At 44.4% G+C, this 19,200-nt stretch carries 10 protein-coding genes; 5 read left to right on the top strand and 5 right to left on the bottom strand.

Annotated features, from left to right (window positions below; all coding sequences use genetic code 11):
* Nucleotides 1–84: 84 nt before the first annotated feature.
* The 3 genes from KA713_10885 to KA713_10875 form a co-directional block, all read right to left on the bottom strand.
* Nucleotides 85–1,968 carry an amidophosphoribosyltransferase gene (locus tag KA713_10885; protein UXE65009.1) on the bottom strand — a complete coding sequence of 628 codons (1,884 nt, stop codon included), beginning with the start codon at nt 1,966–1,968 and terminating at the stop codon, nt 85–87.
* 147 nt (nt 1,969–2,115) lie between these two features.
* Nucleotides 2,116–2,856 carry a hypothetical protein gene (locus KA713_10880; GenBank protein ID UXE65008.1) on the bottom strand — a complete coding sequence of 247 codons (741 nt, stop codon included), beginning with the start codon at nt 2,854–2,856 and terminating at the stop codon, nt 2,116–2,118.
* Between the two features lie 3 nt (nt 2,857–2,859).
* Nucleotides 2,860–4,176: an aspartate kinase gene (locus KA713_10875; protein UXE65007.1), complete on the bottom strand. Its 1,317-nt coding sequence runs from the start codon at nt 4,174–4,176 to the stop codon at nt 2,860–2,862.
* Between the two features lie 225 nt (nt 4,177–4,401).
* Here KA713_10875 and KA713_10870 point away from each other — a divergent pair, with 225 nt between their 5' ends.
* Nucleotides 4,402–5,058, top strand: a complete 657-nt coding sequence (locus KA713_10870; protein ID UXE65006.1) for a YceI family protein — start codon at nt 4,402–4,404, stop codon at nt 5,056–5,058.
* Nucleotides 5,055–5,462 (top strand): hypothetical protein, encoded by a 408-nt coding sequence (locus KA713_10865; GenBank protein UXE65005.1) that lies wholly within the window; start codon nt 5,055–5,057, stop codon nt 5,460–5,462. Before KA713_10870 ends, KA713_10865 begins: the two co-directional genes overlap by 4 nt.
* A 153-nt stretch (nt 5,463–5,615) precedes the next feature.
* On the opposite strand, the gene dnaK is transcribed toward KA713_10865, so the two are convergent.
* The gene (gene dnaK, locus KA713_10860) at nt 5,616–7,538 is read right to left on the bottom strand and encodes a molecular chaperone DnaK (GenBank protein UXE65004.1); all 1,923 of its coding nucleotides are present in this window, start codon (nt 7,536–7,538) and stop codon (nt 5,616–5,618) included.
* A gap of 291 nt (nt 7,539–7,829) precedes the next feature.
* On the opposite strand from dnaK, the gene KA713_10855 reads away from it, so the two are divergent.
* The 3 genes from KA713_10855 to KA713_10845 all read left to right on the top strand — a co-directional run bounded on the left by KA713_10855 (nt 7,830) and on the right by KA713_10845 (nt 15,210).
* Nucleotides 7,830–14,123, top strand: coding sequence for a choice-of-anchor I family protein (locus KA713_10855; GenBank protein ID UXE65003.1), 6,294 nt, complete (start codon nt 7,830–7,832; stop codon nt 14,121–14,123).
* Between the two features lie 24 nt (nt 14,124–14,147).
* On the top strand, nt 14,148–14,597 hold the full coding sequence (locus tag KA713_10850; protein UXE65002.1) for a hypothetical protein: 450 nt from the start codon (nt 14,148–14,150) through the stop codon (nt 14,595–14,597).
* 142 nt (nt 14,598–14,739) lie between these two features.
* Nucleotides 14,740–15,210: a 6,7-dimethyl-8-ribityllumazine synthase gene (locus KA713_10845; GenBank protein ID UXE65001.1), complete on the top strand. Its 471-nt coding sequence runs from the start codon at nt 14,740–14,742 to the stop codon at nt 15,208–15,210.
* Between the two features lie 118 nt (nt 15,211–15,328).
* Here KA713_10845 and KA713_10840 read toward each other — a convergent pair whose 3' ends face one another.
* Entirely contained in the window at nt 15,329–19,192 is a 3,864-nt protein-coding gene (locus KA713_10840; protein ID UXE65000.1) for a choice-of-anchor J domain-containing protein, read from the bottom strand.
* Between the last annotated feature and the right edge of the window lie 8 nt (nt 19,193–19,200).

The raw sequence follows: 19,200 nt of genomic DNA, 5'->3' as shown, positions 1-19,200 counted from the left end.
TTTAGATTTGTGATGTTAGATTCTAAGCGCTTTGAATAAGAGCATCCTAAATCGTAAATCTAAAATCCTACATCTTAAAAATTTCTAATACGCCCTCACCAACTTCCCATCCATATAGTTCAAGTAAGATTTATTGGCCACTTTCATGCCGCCTAGGGTTGGGTAGTTACCTGTAAAATACCAATCGCCCGAATGATTGGGGATGGCTTTATGCAGATTTTCGATGGTTTGATACACCACTTCAAGTTCTGCTTTCATGCCTTCGGGGCGAACGATGTCTGCAATTTTGTTGGAGATTTCTTCAGGTGAAAATTCTTTGTACAGTCGCTTGACATAGTTTGTCGGATTTTCTTCCAACTTCGCTTGCTGGCACTGCTCGTACACCTCACCTAACAAATAATCTTTGCCCTGTTCTTTCAATAATTTGATCACCGCGCGGAAGGCAACAAAGTCCCCCATCTTGCTCATGTCAATACCGTAGCAGTCTGGGAAGCGGATTTGAGGAGCGGATGAAACCACCACAATTTTTTTTGGGCCCAGCCGATCGAGCATTTTTAAAATACTTTTTTCGAGCGTAGTGCCTCGCACAATCGAGTCATCGATTACTACCAAGGTGTCTTTGCCTTTGTTCACCACTTCATAGGTGGTGTCGTACACATGGGCCACCATTTCATCGCGATGGTCGTCATCGGTAATGAAGGTGCGTAGCTTCACGTCTTTGATTACGATTTTTTCCATCCGCGGGCGGAACGATAAAATATCTTCCAACGAATCGACCGTTGGTTTGCCGTCAATAAAAATTTCTTTCTGTTTGCTGATGAGGTATTCTTCAATGCCAGCCATCATGCCCAAGAAGGCTGTCTCGGCTGTGTTGGGGATATACGAGAAGATGGTATTCTTTAGATCGAAGTTGATGGACTTTAAAATTTGCGGCACCAGCAACTTACCCAAGCGTTTGCGCTCTTGGTAAATTTCTGGATCGGTTCCGCGCGAAAAATAAATCCGCTCAAAGCTGCACGATGTTTTTTCTAATGGAGTGATCACCTGATGCTGTGCGAACGATCCGTCTTTGTTGATGACCAACGCATGCCCCGGTTTTACTTCCTGAATTTGATCGTAGTCGATGTTGAATGCAGTTTTGATGGCTTGCTTTTCAGAAGCCACCACCACAATCTCTTCATCCGTATAATAAAATGCTGGCCGAATGCCCGAAGGGTCGCGCACCACAAAGGCTGAGCCGGAGCCCGTCATACCCGCCATGGTATAGCCGCCATCGAAATCTTTGCACGCACGCCTCAACACATTTTGCAGATTGAGTTCGTTCTCGATGATATCCGAAACTTCTTTGTTGGTAAACTGATCTTTGTATTTCTGAAACAGACTTTGCACTTCTTCATCTAAAAAGTGACCGATCTTTTCCATCACCGTCACCGTGTCCACTTTGTCTTTGGGGTGCTGACCTAAGTCTACGAGCACGTTGAATAGCTCCTCCACATTGGTCATGTTGAAGTTGCCAGCCATTACCAAATTGCGGCTTCGCCAGTTATTTTGACGAAGAAAGGGATGCACGTTTTCGATGCTGTTCAGTCCGTGTGTGCCATAGCGCAAGTGGCCGAGCCACAGCTCGCCCGAAAACGCTACATTTTCTTTCAGCCAATCTTCGTTCCTAAATTTTTCCTTCCCTTCTTTTTGTGCCTTCTTATATTTTTTTCCAATTTTTTTAAATAAGTGAGCCACGGGTTGTGGTTTGATGGATCGATACCGGCTAAAAAAACGAAAGCCCGGTTTTTGGTCGAGCTTTATGTTGGCTATGCCGGCACCATCTTGGCCGCGGTTGTGCTGCTTTTCCATTAGAATGTACATCTTGTTCATGGCGTAGGTGGTGCCATACTTTTCGATGTAGTAAGAAAGGGGCTTTCGCAAACGGATGAGGGCAATTCCGCACTCGTGAAGGATGGTATCGCTCATATAGTTAGGACTTGGGGCTTGGGACTTAGGCGTTTGGTCTTTTGACTAAGCCCCAACACCTAAGTCCCAATGTGAACACAAAGGTAGGGTTATTAGTTTAAATTTTTTAGGGAATTTAGAAAGCGTTGCCTCTCAGCACAAATGAGATCATTGCACCTTTTTAGTCGGGATGCTAACCATAAATTCTAAAATGAAAGCATGGCTTCCTGTATTGGGATTGGGAAACTTGTAGCCAAATATGAGCACATGCTTTTTTATATCGATTTGCATGGCAGGGATGAACGCTGCCAAATCATGTGTGCCACTAAACCAATCGCCAATTAAGCTGATGTGTTTAGTCAGGGGCTGTTCAAAACCCAACATGAGCGCAAATGGGTCACGCGGTTCAGATTGCTGTTCACCATTTACCAAAAACCTTCTAAAGCCAAATGCCTGATAGGTCCCATAACTACCGCCAACCGTAAACCGGGTATGCACGTTTGGCAATCGGAAGCTTGCATGTGAATAGAGCCAAATACCCGGATCTTTTTTATTGACTGAATAAAGAAAATTACTTCCTGCGGTAAGTTTAATCTCTTGTAGGGATGTGAAATTTTTTAGGATGGGGAAAACCTTTTTTGCGCCCAAGCCGAGTGCCAAATTGGTGCTTCCATCATTGTTAAGATTATTGAGGGCAGCGGTCAATTCGGTGTGGTGGCCGATACCGTAGCAAGCAAAATTAAAGCTGTTCCATTTCATGCCATCCTCCCAAAAATTCCATTGGCTCTCGTGGGTGATTTCTAAGTGATGCTTTTCGGCTACATCGGCCGATGGTATTCCAACAATAAGCGATTGGGCTTGGGAAAAAAGTGACACCAAAAGCAAAAAAGAAACAAATCTATATTTCATAAGCTAAAAACTAAACAACCCCTCATTCAATAAATTCAGTGCCTTCTCTTTATGACCGGTGTCGACCAAAATGGAAATGTTGTTATGGCTTCCGCCAAAAGAGACCATGCGCACAGGCACAGTGCCAAGAGCGGTAAATACTTCTTTCAACACGCCCTCTTTTTCGGCCAGTGCGTTGCCTACCATGCAAATAATGGTTTGGTTTTTGTCCACTTCAATCGTGCCGAAGTTGTTGAGTTCTTCCAATAATTCATTTAAGTGACTGGCATCATCGATGGTAACCGATACGGCCACCTCCGAAGTGGAAATCATATCAATAGGTGTTTTATGTTTCTCAAATACCTCAAACACCTTTCTCAAAAATCCATACGCCAACAACATGCGAGATGATTTGATGTTGATGGCGATTATGCCGTCTTTGGCAGCAATGGCTTTTACTTGCGCGCGCGAACCCTTCGTGCTGATGATGGTGCCAGGTGCTTTTTCTTCCATCGTGTTTTTCAATCGCACGGGTACACCATATTTCTGAGCCGGCACGATCGTGGATGGATGTAAAATTTTCGCCCCAAAGTAAGCCAGTTCACTTGCTTCGTCAAACGTAAGTTCAGCAATGGGCTTGGTCTTTTTTACGATGCGCGGGTCATTGTTGTGCATGCCGTCAATGTCGGTCCAGATTTGGATTTCTTCTGCTCGGATGGCAGCCCCCATCAGCGAAGCCGTGTAATCACTACCGCCACGTTTTAGGTTATCGATTTCATTTTTATGGTTTCGGCAGATGTACCCTTGCGTAACAATAATGTCTGCTTGAATGGTTTCCAGAATCGGAACCAATCGCTCGGATATTTTCTCTAGTTCAGGCTCGTTGTTTTCGTCTATCGACATAAAATGCAACGCAGGCAACAACCGCGAGTTGATTTTCCGTTCTTGCAAATGATGATAGAAAAGTTCGGTAGAAATCAATTCGCCTTGTGCGAGTAATTCACGATAGCTGCGGTCGTCAAACTTCCCTGCCGCCAACAAACGAAACAAACTGAAATAGCGGCTCACGATTTCTTCACCTACAGCTTTGTGGCTTTCAGCGGCAAACAGCTCTTGAATGAATTGTAGATAATGCTTTTCTAAATCGGCAATTTCTTTTTGTGCTGTAGCGGGCTGATGCGCCAACAACGCGTCACCAATCCTGACAAGGGTATTGGTAGTGCCACTTAGGGCAGAAAGCACGACAATCTTTTTCCCCGGCATGCCCAATACCAACTCAGCAATTTTTTTCATCCGTTCGGGCTTGCCTACTGAGGTGCCTCCAAATTTTACAATTAACATGTTCAAAATCTTTAAGGGGGCGTAAAGATAAAACGCAGTTTCAATAAATAAACACCTCCAACCGTAAATGTCACGGTCTTTTAAAGACCGCAATGGTTTGTGGTAACAGTTGTAAGGCCATCTTGGAACTTGAACCATTTTAACAATTTAATAGCAAGAATTAACACCTCTTTAACAAATCAGGTAAGAATGATCCATTTACTTTGATAAAAATTTAAATTCCCTATGAAACTAAGGTCAATCATTCTCGGCATCATCGTATCAGTACTATGCGTCTATTGCGTGGGCAAGAAGCCAGCCGAATCAACAGCCGATGTTGAACAAGCGACAGCTCTTACAGGAGTTAAATTCCAATTAGATACCATCAACAGTGTGATCGAATGGATTGGATCGGCCCCCGGCAACTACCAACACAACGGCATTTTGAAATTTTCGAATGGTACGCTAGGCGTTATTGAAAAATCCATCACCAGCGGTGAATTGAACGTCAACATGAAATCGATTTCCGCTTTGGACCAAACGGGTAAGGACAAATCAAATTTAGAAGGCCATTTGATGAACGAAGACTTTTTTGAAGTGGAGAAATTCCCAAAAGGTTCTTTTCAGTTTTTGCGCACCAGCAGCGTTAGCGACAGTGCCGGCTATTCATTACAAGTGGAAGGTAATCTTACCTTAAAAAACGTAACACTGCCTGTTACGTTCAGGGCTAAAGCAGAAGTAATTGAAGGTAGTTTAGTGGCAGAGAGCTCTGCATTCAAAATAGACCGCACTAAATGGGGCATTGTATATCACTCAGGGGTGATTGGAACCATCAAAGATGAATTGATCAACGATGAGATTATTTTGAAAGTGAAACTCAGTGCCACCAAACAAAACTTATGAAGGTAATTTTGTTGACAATAGCCTTTTGTTTATTTTGTTTTAAAAGCCGTGGCCAAAATGACTTACAAGAAAAATCACTCTGGGCGTTTACTTATTTGAAGTCCAGCGATGGCCAGAAAGCGGACTTAAAACTTTTTTTAAAAAAGAACTGGTTGGCGATGGACAAACTTGCAATCGAACAAGGGCTTTTCAAACAATATCACTTGCTTGAAAACAATGATGCTTCTCTTGGCTGGGATTTTGCGGTAGTGGTTCAATACAAAGATGAGAAAGGGTATGAAGGGGTGAAGACAGAATTCGAAAAAATCAGGCAGACACACCAGCGCGTTTTAATCAATGGAAAAGGGATGGCCGAGTTGGGTAAAATTGTGAAGTCGGAGGAGTTTTTGGAGACTCTGCAGTAGTATTTCTTTTTTGAAGCTCATTACGGTAGCGATTGTAGCTCAAACTGACGTGCTAATGAGTCGTGTTTTATTTTTGATTGAGCTTAATCCACGAAAACAAAAATCCCCTAAGCTTCCGCCAAGGGGATTTTAAAATAATTCACAGAGTGAAAACTATTTCACTTCTTCATACTCCACATCAGTAGCATTGCCATTTCCGGCATTCGCGCCTGCACCAGAATTATTGCTACCGTTATCGGTTGGGTTTGCACCTGCATTGGGTTGTGCACCACCTTGGGCATACATCTCTTGCGAAGCAGCCGTCCAGGCTGTGTTGAGTGCATTCATGGCAGTATCAATCGCTGCTAAGTCTTGGCTGGCATGCGCTTCTTTCAATTTTATCAGTGCACCGTTGATCGCTGATTTGTTTCCTTCTGAAAGTTTGTCTCCAAATTCTTTCAGTTGTTTTTCCGTTTGGAAAATCAGTGAATCTGCCTGGTTGATTTTCTCAATCTTCTCTTTCTCTTTCTTATCGCTGTCCGCATTGGCTTGAGCCTCTTGCTTCATCTTTTGGATTTCGGCATCCGTTAAACCGCTGCTAGCTTCGATACGGATTTTTTGTTCTTTACCAGTGCCTTTGTCTTTGGCTGATACATGCAAAATCCCGTTGGCATCAATATCAAAAGTTACTTCGATTTGAGGTACGCCACGCGGGGCAGGTGGAATTCCATCTAAGTGGAAACGTCCAATCGTGCGGTTGTCACGGGCCATCGGACGCTCGCCTTGCAACACGTGAATTTCTACTGAAGGCTGACTGTCGGAAGCGGTTGAGAAAACTTCTGATTTCTTAGATGGAATCGTAGTATTTGACTCAATCAATTTAGTCATTACACCACCCATGGTTTCAATCCCCAAAGAAAGTGGTGTAACGTCCAACAACAGTACATCTTTTACCTCACCAGTCAACACACCGCCTTGAATGGCAGCACCCACCGCTACTACTTCATCAGGGTTTACACCCTTCGATGGTTTCTTGCCGAAGAACTTTTCTACTTCTTCTTGTATGCGAGGGATACGTGTCGAACCACCTACTAAAATCACTTCATCGATTTGAGAAACGGAATAACCCGAATCGGCCACTGCCTTTTTGCAAGGATCCAACGTGCGCTTGATCAAGTCATCGCACAGTTGCTCAAACTTGGCACGGCTCAATTTTTTCACCAAGTGTTCGGGCACACCATCCACTGAAGTGATATAAGGTAAGTTGATTTCTGTTTCGTTGCCGCTAGACAATTCTATCTTCGCTTTTTCAGAAGCTTCTTTCAAGCGTTGAAGCGCCATCGGGTCTTTGCGTAGGTCAATGTTTTTATCCGACTTAAACTCATCGGCCAACCAATTCATAATGCGCATGTCAAAGTCATCACCACCCAAGTGTACATCTCCATTGGTCGATTTCACTTCAAACACGCCATCGCCCAATTCCAATATCGACACATCGAATGTACCACCGCCAAGGTCGTACACCGCAATTTTCATGTCTTTGTTCTTCTTATCTAATCCGTAAGCCAATGCCGCAGCAGTTGGCTCGTTAATGATACGCTTTACGTCCAAACCAGCAATTTGCCCGGCTTCTTTTGTCGCCTGGCGTTCTGCATCGTTGAAATAAGCAGGCACTGTAATAATTGCTTCCGTTACCGTAGTTCCAAGATAATCTTCTGCAGTGCTTTTCATTTTCTGCAAAATCATTGCTGAGATTTCTTGCGGAGTGTACATTCTGTCACCAATGCGCACGCGCACGGTGTCGTTGTTTCCGCTTTCCACTTCGTATGAAACCATTTTCTTTTCGCCAGTCACTTCACCGAATTTTTTACCCATGAAGCGTTTGATAGACGAAACGGTATTTTTGGGATTGGTAATAGCCTGACGCTTGGCAGGGTCGCCCACTTTGCGTTCGCCTTTACCATTGTCCAAAAAGCCCACGATGGAAGGGGTTGTCCTTCTGCCTTCGCTATTGGCAATCACCACAGGTTCGTTGCCTTCCATTACGGCCACGCAACTGTTGGTGGTTCCTAAGTCTATTCCAATTATTTTGCCCATATCGTTAAATTTTATGCTTTTCTATTTGTACGTGGGCAAATGTCAATGATTATGCCATTGCCTTTATTTAGAGATTTTCTGCCAAAGAATGACAGAGTGGCATAAAATGATCTATTCGTGTCGATTAAACTGTTACTAAGGCTTGCTGAATAGGGTATTTGCTTCTACTCTTTTGAAATTTTAGGTTACGTGGAAGAAACTGGAAATAATCCGGTAATGAAGCCTTAACATAAAAGTAGTACTACTACAATTTTGTTTGGCGTCTTTTGCAGCTGAATTAAAAATAAACTTATGAGAAAAACTTTACTAGTTCTATTCTTCCTTACTTCTTGGGCGCTGAGTTATGGACAACTCACACAGGGGAGTATCGCTTTTGTCGGCTTTAACGCTGATGGCAATGATAATATTGCCTTTGTAGCATTGACCACTATTAATGCTGGGGAGACTATAATTTTTGAAGACAACGAATGGAATGGCACAGCTTGGATTGACACCAATGAGGGAGCCTTCAGTTGGACATCAACAACAGCCGTTTCGCCTGGTACCATTGTATTGATTGACAATATTGGGACGGGTACGATTACCGCTAGCACAGGTACTGCCATTAGTGCAACTACTTTGTCTCCATCGCGCGGAACAAATCGAGGAATTGGCGGAGGTGATGAAACGATATATGCTTATCAGGGCTCATCTGCAAGCCCAACTTTTCTTGCAGCGATTGCATCGGGAGGATTCAGTGCTCCAAATGGACTTCTTACAAATACCGGGCTTACGGAGGGTGTTAATGCAATTAGCTTCCTATCAACTGATGATGATACTGACATCGCTGCGTACAATGGAGCGCGCAATGACCAAACATCTTTTGCAGCTTATTTGAGTCCTATAAATACGCCCAGCAATTGGATTACTCAAGACGCAGGAGGCGATCAATCGATTGATGCCGCTGCGCCAGATGTTCCATTTAGTGCAACTCCATTTTCGTTGACTGGTGCCGACACGACACCGCCAACCGTGACGAACGTCACCTTAGTCAGCAATACCTCAATTGAAGTAACTTTTAGCGAGTCGGTTACTTTAGCAAGTGCCGAGAACGCTGCGAACTATACCATTAGTGGAAGCGCAACCATCAATTCAATTTCTTACAATGATGCTTCAAAAAAAGTAACATTGATTACGTCAACCTTAAAAGACGGTGTGGGCTACATCATTACCGTGAGCAACGTTTCTGACCTTGCTGCCAATTTGATGAGCGCAGCCTTTACTAGTTCGGTATTGATCCTCAACAACACCACACCTCCATTGATCATTACCGAGATCATGTACAATGCCTTGAACATACCAGAAGCAGATGCCCTCGAGTTTATAGAAATCTATAACAATAGCGCAAACGTTGTTCAGGCGGGTGGTTTGCGAATAAAAGATGCCAACAATTTTAACTTCACTCTTCCCGAGACTGCGATACCTTCGAATGGCTTCCTTCTTTTGGCCACCGATAAGGTAGGCGCAGAAGCGTTTTATATAGGCAAGACTTTTCTTGATATACCCGTCATAGGAAATGTGTTGGGTAATGGTGGCGAGTTGATTCAGTTATTGAATAGTGCAAATGCCGTAGTAGATGAAGTAAACTACGATGACATAGCACCTTGGCCCTTGGATGCCGATGAGCGAGGATACTCACTTGAATTGTTCAACTTAATGTTGGATAACAACGCTGGGCAAAACTGGGGCGTTCCATCTACTCTTGTCAAAAAGCTTAACGGGGTAGATATTTTTGCTACACCAGGAACATTTACGGCAACGCCAACTCCTATCGCATTTGCGTCCGATAAGACAAACACCACAGAAACCGGAGGAACATTGTCAATCCCAGTTAATATTGCTTTCAGCAGCACGAGTGCGGTTTCAAGTCAAGTGACAGTGGTTGGTGGTACCGCTGTGGCAGGAACGGACTACACGTTCACGAACCAGACCGTTACTTTTCCTGCAAATTCAACAACTCCGCAAAACATCTCTCTTCAAATCTTAGACAATACAACTGCGAGCCAGGATAAGTATTTGGTACTTCAATTAGGTTCTGTTACCAATGGAAGTTTAGGGTCGATTAAGCAACATATCGTTTTCATCAAAGACAATGACAGAACTCCAATCATACCTAGCAATGCGTTGAATCTAACTTACACGGGTAATTTTAAAGTGCCTGAATCAGGTAGTTCAGCTGAAATATCTGCTTTCGATCCAGGAAGCGATCGGCTTTTTGTGGTGAACTCGCTATTGAACAAAATGGAGATTCTCAATTTCTCCAATCCTGCAGCAATTACTCGTATCTCCACCATCGACATGGCTCCTTATGGCGCGGGCCTTAACAGCATCGCGGTAAAGAATGGAATTGTTGCGGTGGCGATAGAAAATGCAGCTACTACTAATGGAAAAGTAGCTTTCTTTGATACCAATGGTGTTCATTTAAAATCTGTAGATGCAGGGAATCTTCCTGATATGGTGACCTTTACGCCAGATGGAAAATTTGTACTGACAGCCAATGAAGCTCAACCTATTTTTTATACTCCCACACTGAGCGACCCTGAAGGTTCGATTACATTAGTGGACTTATCTAGTGTAACTGTTCCGGCAGATGTAGCCAACATTACGCAGGCAAATGTTACTCAGATCAACTTCAATGCGTTTGACGGTCAGATGGCAGCACTCAAGAGTCAGGGAGTACGCATCTTTGGCCCAGGATCTTCTGTATCTCAAGATTTGGAGCCGGAGTACATTACCGTTTCTGCGGATTCCAAAAAAGCATGGGTAACGCTTCAAGAAAATAATGCCATTGCTATTATTGACTTGGTATCTAAAACGGTCACGGACATCAAGCCGCTGGGCTTCAAGGATCACTCTTTACCTGAAAACTCTTTTGATGCGTCAGATGTGTCGGGTGACATATTTTTTGGTTCGTGGAAAGTAAAAGGCATGTATATGCCGGATGCCATTGCTTCTTATGAAGTAGCCGGAGTGCCATATGTGATTACTGCGAACGAAGGCGATGCCCGCGAGTACACAGGCATTACAGATGAGGTGACCTTTGGCTCACTTAATTTAGATCCAACAGCTTTTCCGGATGCATCAGTTTTGAAAAATAATTCTGCACTCGGACGACTTGCAGTAACCAATAAAACTGGTGACACCGATGGCGATGGCGATTTCGATGAAGTATATGCATTTGGTGCGCGCTCGTTTACCATTTGGAATGGCAACACCGGTGCGCTTGTATTCGATAGCGGAAACCAACTGGAACGTATTACCGCTGAAGACCCAACATGGGGTCCTTTTTTCAATGCCAACAATAGCACGGGCACACCGACTAGGAAAAACCGCAGCGATAATAAAGGCCCAGAGCCCGAGGGTGTAGCCATTGCAGAGATTAATGGTAAACAGTATACCTTTGTAGCATTGGAGCGTATCGGTGGCTTAGTTACCTATGATGTAACAAATCCATCGAACCCTATTTTTGTTTCCTACAACAACAAGCGATCCAACCCTCCTGTACCCGCTACTGATGACTTAGGCTCGGAAGGTATCATTTATATTTCAGCTGCCGATAGTCCAACTGGTAATGCATTGGTCGTACTTTCTAATGAGGTAAGTGCTACAGTTTCTGTTTACTCTATTGTCGTTAATCCCACAGCTGTCCTCACTACCACTCCCGCAATAGCAATAGGAAGCGAAACCGCCTCGACAGCTATTACATTGACAGCCACGGCATCAGCTCCTGTGGTTGGAGACCAAACTCTAGCATTGAATGTATTTGGAGCTGGCGTTACAGCTTCGGATTATACATTAAGCAGCCCTACAATAACGATCCTTAACGGTGCCACAACCGGTACCGCTACGCTTACGATACAAAATGACGCTAACCTAGAAGGTTCTGAAACATTCTCGGTTTCGCTGGGCGCCAATTCTGCTGCGATAGGTCTCGGAGCGACTCCGAAGAGAGATATCTTTGTCTTCGACAATGACTTCCCAACCGCTCCGGCTCCCAATAATGAGATTCAATTGAGTTTGGTATCTAGTTATTTGAATGTCGGCCCCAACCCTGGAAATTCCGCTGAAATCTCTGCATATGATCCAACTTCAAAAAGACTGTTCATTGTCAATTCCTTGGGCAGAAAAATGAATATTGTTGACTTTAGTAATCCTGCCGCGATGTCGAACATCGCGACTATCGATATCGCGCCATTCGGAGGGATTAATAGTGTTGCTGTTCGAAACGGAATTGTGGCAGTTGCCATCGAAGCAACCAATCTTATAGACGCGGGGAGTGTCTTGTTTTTCGACAAAGATGGTGCTTTGTTGAAGCAAGTTACAGTTGGTTCTATGCCCGACATGCTTACGTTTAGCCCTAACGGTAACTTGGTGCTTACTGCCGATGAAGGCGAGCCTAACGATGCATACACCATCGATCCGGAAGGAACCGTCAGCATCATTGATATTTCAGGTGGCATTGCCAATCTTACGCAATCAAACGTCAGCAAAGTTAACTTCAACTCATATGATGCCCAGTTGGCCGCGCTACGAACGCAAGGTGTGCGAATTTATGGGCCTAATGCTACCGTATCTAAAGACTTAGAGCCGGAGTTTATCACGTTTTCTTTAGACGGAAATACGGCTTACGTGACGCTTCAGGAAAATAATGCGATTGCAGTGCTGGATATAGCCACGAAAGCATTTACTGCTATTAGGCCATTGGGTTTAAAGGATCACAATCTTTTGAAAAATGGATTGGATGCTTCTGATAATCCTGGAGGCTTGGCGAATATCAATATTGCTAATTTGCCTGTTAAAGGAATGTACCAACCCGATGCAATTGCAGGATTTAGCGTTGGGGGAATCAATTACCTGGTGACGGCAAATGAAGGCGATTCAAGAGTTTATCCAAGAGCTGGATCAACTGTAGGAGCAGAGGGAAGCATCTATAATGAAGAAGTTCGGGTTGGAGCCGCTGCTTATGTTCTGGATCCGGCTAAGTTTCCAGATGCTACACTTCTTAAAAATAATTCAGTGCTCGGTCGGCTTCAGCTAACGAATAAAACAGGTGACACGGATGGCGATGGAGACTTCGATGAGATTCATGCCTTGGGAGCGCGCTCTTTTTCTATTTGGCGGCCAACCGCTACGGGTTTAGAGCAAGTCTTTGATAGTGGCGACCAGTTTGAAAGGATAACACTCGCCAACGCAACCTTTGGAAGTATCTTCAATGCCAGCCACGATAATAACACTCCAAAAAACCGTAGCGATAACAAAGGTCCAGAGCCTGAAGGCGTTTCTATTTCAACGTTGAATGGAAAAATATATGCATTCATTGCGTTAGAGCGGATTGGTGGAGTGATGGTCTATAATATAACGGACCCTGTTAATCCCGTTTTTGTGCAGTGGGCGAATACTCGCAGCACTACCACCGCTGGAGTTGGCGATCTTGGATCTGAAGGTATTTTCTTTATCAAGGCAGAAGAGAGTCCAACGGGACTTCCCCTAGTAATTGTATCCAACGAAGTGAGTAGCACGATCTCTGTTTATTCGGTCGGAGGAGGAATGGTTCCTTCAGCAGCACCTACCGCTTTAACGGCTTCTTCTCCTGTAAGTGTGCTTCCGGTTACACTTAACTGGACGGACAATTCAACCAATGAAACAGGATTTCAAATTCTGAGGTCATTAAATGAAACGAGTGGCTTTGCAGCGATAGGCACGGTTTCAGCAAACGTGTTAACATTCACAGACAATACGGTCGTTGCAAATGCTACCTATTTTTATAGAGTCGTTGCATTTAACGACTTTGGGGTGTCCGGATTTAGCGCAGTCTCTCTCACGACCAAGCAAACCCAAACGATCACTTTCACCACACCCGCTGACAAAACGTTAGGAGATCCTGCTTTTGCGCTATCTGCAACTTCTTCGTCAGGATTGGCAGTAACTTCATTTACAACCACTTCAGATAAGATCACCATCGCGGGAAGCCAGGTAACCTTGGTAAAGGCGGGCCGCGCCATCGTTACCGCCAATCAGGCAGGTAATGCCTCCTTTACAGCGGCAACACCCGTTGAACGTAGCTTCTGCATCAAGCCTGTTAAGCCAACTGTTAAAGTAACTAATGTCAATACTGAAACACCCACCTTAACTTCCAGTGCTACGGCCGGTAATCAATGGTTCCTGAATGGAAATGCAATCTCAGGTGCAACTAATGCAACGCTAAGTGCTACGGCAGCCGGGGTTTACAAAGTAAATGTAAAAGTGGATGATTGTACCAGTGATTTTTCAGCTGAAGTTACCCTTATTGTGACGGGAGACCTACCAACGAGCTCATCCTCAATATCCGCCTATCCAAACCCGGTAGAAGACTATCTGCAAATTCAAGGGATTTCTGAAATCCAAGAATCTCGCCTGATGGACATCTCTGGTAAGGAAAGAAAAATCATTCTTGAAAAGAATTTAGACGGTTACAGAGCAAATGTGCAAGATCTGTCAAGCGGAATGTATGTGCTTCGTTTGAATGGGGCAACAGGGGTGTATCAGTTGAAGTTTGTTAAAAAATAATATTCCAACCAAAAAAATACTATCATGAAATCAAAATTTAGAAGGTTGATACTAGTGATCGGTTTGCCGATTGCGCTCATCAGCCTAGCAATTAATTTTTCGGGATGCTCAGACGACAAGAAAATCTCCCGTCAGGAAGAAGTAACTGCGGCCTTGACCTCTGGCACGTGGAAAGTAAACACAGTAACAGTAGATGGCGTTGACAAAACCAGCACCTACAAAGATCTGAGTTTGACATTTACGAGTGCTTCGTTCACTTCTACCAATGGTGGAGTCATTTGGCCTTCCAGTGGCACATTTACGTTTACCGATGCAAACGCCACCTCGATAAAGCGCAATGATAATTTAGAGGTGCAAATTCAGGAAGCTACCACGGCATCCCTTAAACTGGGATTGTCTTGGACCAAAACCACACTGGGATCCGGAAGAGTCGAATCAATAGGTGGACAGCACGTATTTAGCTTTACGAAGTAGCCAGATTTGAAGGAAAGAGAATCATCTAAAAGCAAGCTCGATCAGAGCTTGCTTTTTTTGTGCGCAATCGATTCGCTCAGCTTGCTATTTGGCTTCCGATAACATGCCATTTTTTGCTAATTTTGGCTCTCATTAACTTTCTATGGCAGGTATCCTAAAATCGGTTTCAGGAAAAAGCAAACTCAATCTTTCCAATAAAAAGTTCGCCATTGTTGTGGCAGATTGGAATGAAGACGTTACTGAACCTTTATTCGAAGGTGCCTATCATGCCCTTATCAAAATGGGCGCAAAGAAGTCAAACATCATCCGCAAAAATGTGCCTGGCAGTTTTGAGTTGCCCTTGGCTGCGCAATGGGAGGCCGAGAAAAAAGACATTGTCGCGGTGATCTGCCTCGGCTGTGTGATTCAAGGCGACACCCCACACTTCGACTATGTGTGCCAAGGCGTATCCTATGGAATAATGAAGGTGAATTTGAAAACCAATAAGCCGGTTGCCTTTGGGGTTCTGACTACGCTCACCAAAAAGCAAGCCATGGAACGTGCCGGAGGAAAGTTGGGCAACAAAGGCGAAGAGGCAGCTGTCACCGTGGTAAAAATGTTGGAGACAAAGTGATTGCAGGCGTCAGACCGCTTCAAGCGGTCAGACGCCTAACACAAGGCTTTGACAAATCTTAAAAAATAAAAAAGCACCGCCTTTTCAAAGCGGTGCCTTTCCAGAGAAACCAATTCCACTAATTCTTTTTTACAAATTTCAGTTGAAGTACTGAGCTGCTTTGTTTCACATTCAGCATGTAAACTCCGTCAGCCAGGCTTTCTGTGGTTAATCGATGTAGGTCACCTGATTTTTCCAAGTTCATCATTATCGGTCGTCCAAGTAAATCAACGATCGAACATTCATTTGTTTCGGGCTCTAACCCTGCAATGAATAAAATGCCTGCAGTTGGGTTAGGGTAAAGTGAAATAGAGGCATTGCCCTTTGTCAAATCGCCAGTAATCACAACAGGAGTATCATTTGAAAAATCGCTCAAGCAGTTATCGATGGTTACTTGCACTTTGTAAGTGCCTGCGTTGGTAGCTGTATAGGAATTATTGGTGGCGCCCGTGATGGCGGCACCATTAAAATACCACTGATTTCCATTTGCAGCGTTGGAAGTAAGCGTGGCTGCACCCGATGCAAATGCGACCGTCACACTTGGCTTAGTGGGTTTGATGCAAAATTCTCTGGTCACGGATGTGGCCGCGTTGTAGTTTCCATTGCCCACCTGGCTGGCCACAATGCTTGCTTTACCAGCACTAACAAGAGTGATTTGATTTCCGCTAATAGTAATTTTTGAATTTGGTGTTACTGTCACAGCTAGCCCAGACGTAGCCGTAGGAAGAGCAAAGGTAAACGGAGCATCGCCCACATTCTTGTCCGCTATTAATGGGAAAGTGATCGTTTGATCTTCTTTCGTGATCACGAATCTTGCTGACACCGGTAAGTGATCAGATGTAGTATTCACGTAATTGGAAATGTAGGTCCTTGGATCTTCTACAATGATGGAATTACTTACATATGAATTCGTCAGTTCATTGGAAGTAGTAAGATGATCCAAAAAGCTACTCGAACTGGGGAAGCTAGAAGCTCCTGTCTGGCTAATGGGCAACGTAAGCGAATTGAAATTAGTCGTGTTATCAACAAAGACTTTATAGGTCGATTCAGGATTGGTGGGCGCGCCAATAGAAACATCTACATCATCGTTGTAATCACCTAACAAAATAATGTTGTCATTCGCATAGTTTGCGATCAGCGAATCGTGCAACACTTTTACATCGTATTTTCTTCGGTTATAATCTCCCGTAGCCGACCCAGATTTTGCATGAATATTAACCACCCTCACTCTCTTTGTGACGCCTGCAACAGTAACATCAAATGTGGCCATAAAAGGTAATCTTCCTGACGACCAAAAGCTGGAGGCGGTAGTTGGGTAGCCAGGCAATAAACCTGTGTTCCCTGCTCTAACCGCATCGTAAAGTTGGGTAAACATGACTCTGGAACTCACCAGTTGAACGGTCGAACTATTGTAGATAAACCCAATTTTTTGGGGAGGAAAATTGGCATCAGGCGGATCAAAAGAGTAGGACCACCTGTTAGCCAGCATTCCACTAAAGCCAGAAATGTTGCTCACAAGTTGATTGAAAGCTGCATCATCGGCTACTTCTTGCACAGCAAAAATATCTGCACCGATATTCTGGAGCACAGTAATAACATTGGAAACCTGCAAGGCATCATCAATCGGCCCGAATTCCGCTCCACCCGTATCCTTCACGTCTGTACCAAAGAATTCTAAATTGTACGTGGTGATATCTAGTGTCTGTGACTTGTCCGTCCCTCGACAAGAAATATTCTTGGTAGAAACTCCAGTGGAAGTGTTTGTAATTGTTCCTGTGAATGTGTTTGCGCCAGCGGGAGCATCAAACTTGACAAAAACATTTTGGGCTGAAGCAATTTCTGCGGGTGTATACGAAATGGAACCTGAAAAAGTAGTGTTGTCTTTCGATACAGTAAAATTACTGGGCGCGTTGACGGTAACGTTGTTCGATAGGTTGAATCCTCGTAGCGAATAACTTTTCACCGTTGCTCCGGCATTAAATGATAATGAGGAGGGTGAAGCCTCTAAATAGCTGGCTGCCGCATTGCTGAAGCTAATATCGTCCAGTGTCCAGCGGGCAGCGGTGTTCGTGCCTGTGGACGAAGTATAAACGAATGCTACATAAACATTTTGCGATGAATAAGCGGATAAATCAACGGTACTCAAAGTCCAATCAGCCAACGAGGTACTAGTTGATGGCACGGCTGCGGTTGGGAAGTTTCCATTCAAATCAGTCCATGTAGCTGATGATGGATCCCCAGTGCCAGAAAAATTATTGGAGATTTTTAGCTGAAGAGATGGGCCTGCAAAGGAGAATTGCGAATAGAACGAAAGGGTTGAGTTGGCTCCTAGGCTCGTAACGGGCGAAATCAACCAGTCTTCATTTAATTGTGCAGTCCCTGAAAATCCGTTCATGCGGATGCCTTTGGTTGCATTTCTTCCGAAATCCGTACAACCCCAAACCTGCGCGCCTGTTTTGCTGAATTGTGAGAAAGATGCGGTGCCGTCACACGCATTAAAGTCCTCCAAATATTGTGCAGAGGTAACTACGCTTATTTTGGTTGGAATGATTTGAAGATTAGGCACATTGTCTTCCGCTACAATGTAAACATCATAGCCAGTGGAAGGGCTTAGTCCGCTTACCGCGGAAGTAAACTCAGTAGCGGCTGACATCACGTTGATAGTTCCTGCCAAGTTCAATGCAACGGCTACACCATTTCCATTTTGCCCCGCTTTTACACGCACAGATGAAGGTGCCGTGGCGCCAGCAGGCAACACTACAAAATAAGTTTTTCCCGCTTCATCCAAATTTGTACGAACAGTGAATGAAGTAGCAGAAACAGTGTTGACGTTTGGATAGGTGGCGGTAAAGGTTGGAGGAGTTATATCACCAGCCGTATTGGTTAGCACATCTAATTTTACTGGTGTCGCTTGCAAATTAGGTATCAGATCTTTGGCCACTACATACACATCATAGTCTGTGGCAGATGCTAAGCCAATAACGCTAGCGCTATAGTCGGTGGTAGCGTTCGTTATGTTAATTGTTCCAAATAATCCAGCACCCAGGGGTGTCCCGGCTCCATCTTGTCCATTTTTTACTTGTGTGGAAGAAGGCGCTGAAGCATTATTTGGCAACACGACAAAAAAGGTTTTGCCAGGTTCGCTTAGGCTCGTGACAAGATCAAAGCTTGAGGAAGATAAGGTTGATATTTTTGGGTAAGTAGAGCTAAAGGAAGGGGGCATTAAATCGCCTGCTGTGAAAGATAGTTGAACATCATCAATAGCGGTAGTGGGTCTAGATCCACTACCGGTAGAAGGTGTGATGGTTGTTACACGAATCCAAACATCGTTCGCAGTGTTGTCCAAGGCAGTCCCAAAATTGACACTCACGTCTGTGCTTCCCCAACTAGCACCCCCAGCTGCCAGTACGGTTGTCAATGATGCTGGGGAGGTAGTTACCGAAGTAAAGGATGAGGGTGTTGCCCCAAAACCATAGTCCACACGCCACGTGGAAGTTCTTCCGTCTGCACTTCCATCCAAGGATTGCAGCTTGAAACTTAATTGAAAGTTGGTAAGGCCTGAGGTGTTTGCAAGTTGCAGCACGAACGCAGCTCCTGGGTCGCCAAATGCTCCCGTCTGGCGAACGGCAAGTGCCCTATTTGTCGAATTGTTTTGATCAGCAGCAATAGACGCTGACGTTAACCCACTCGCGGCCGCTCCATTTCTAAAATTGCCTGCAGAGGTGCTCCAAGATGTAGCGGTAGTAACCAAAGTGGCAGTAGCCCCCAAGGCACTTCCCGTTGAACCGGTTCTGACTGTCCATCCTGTTGGTAGCCCCGAAGAGATGCTATTGAAATCCTGTGTGTAGGGAGAAGTTGTTAAAATTACTTGACCCCAGTTTTTTGAAACCAATGTTGTTATTAGACAACAAATCAGCGCACTCGCTCGTAGAAATTTATTCATAGATTTAA

It is taken from the genome of Chryseotalea sp. WA131a, from assembly GCA_025370075.1.
GTDB lineage: Bacteria > Bacteroidota > Bacteroidia > Cytophagales > Cyclobacteriaceae > ELB16-189.
The sequence above is the reverse complement of the archived record's forward strand: the minus strand, read 5'-3'. Positions and strand labels throughout refer to the sequence as shown.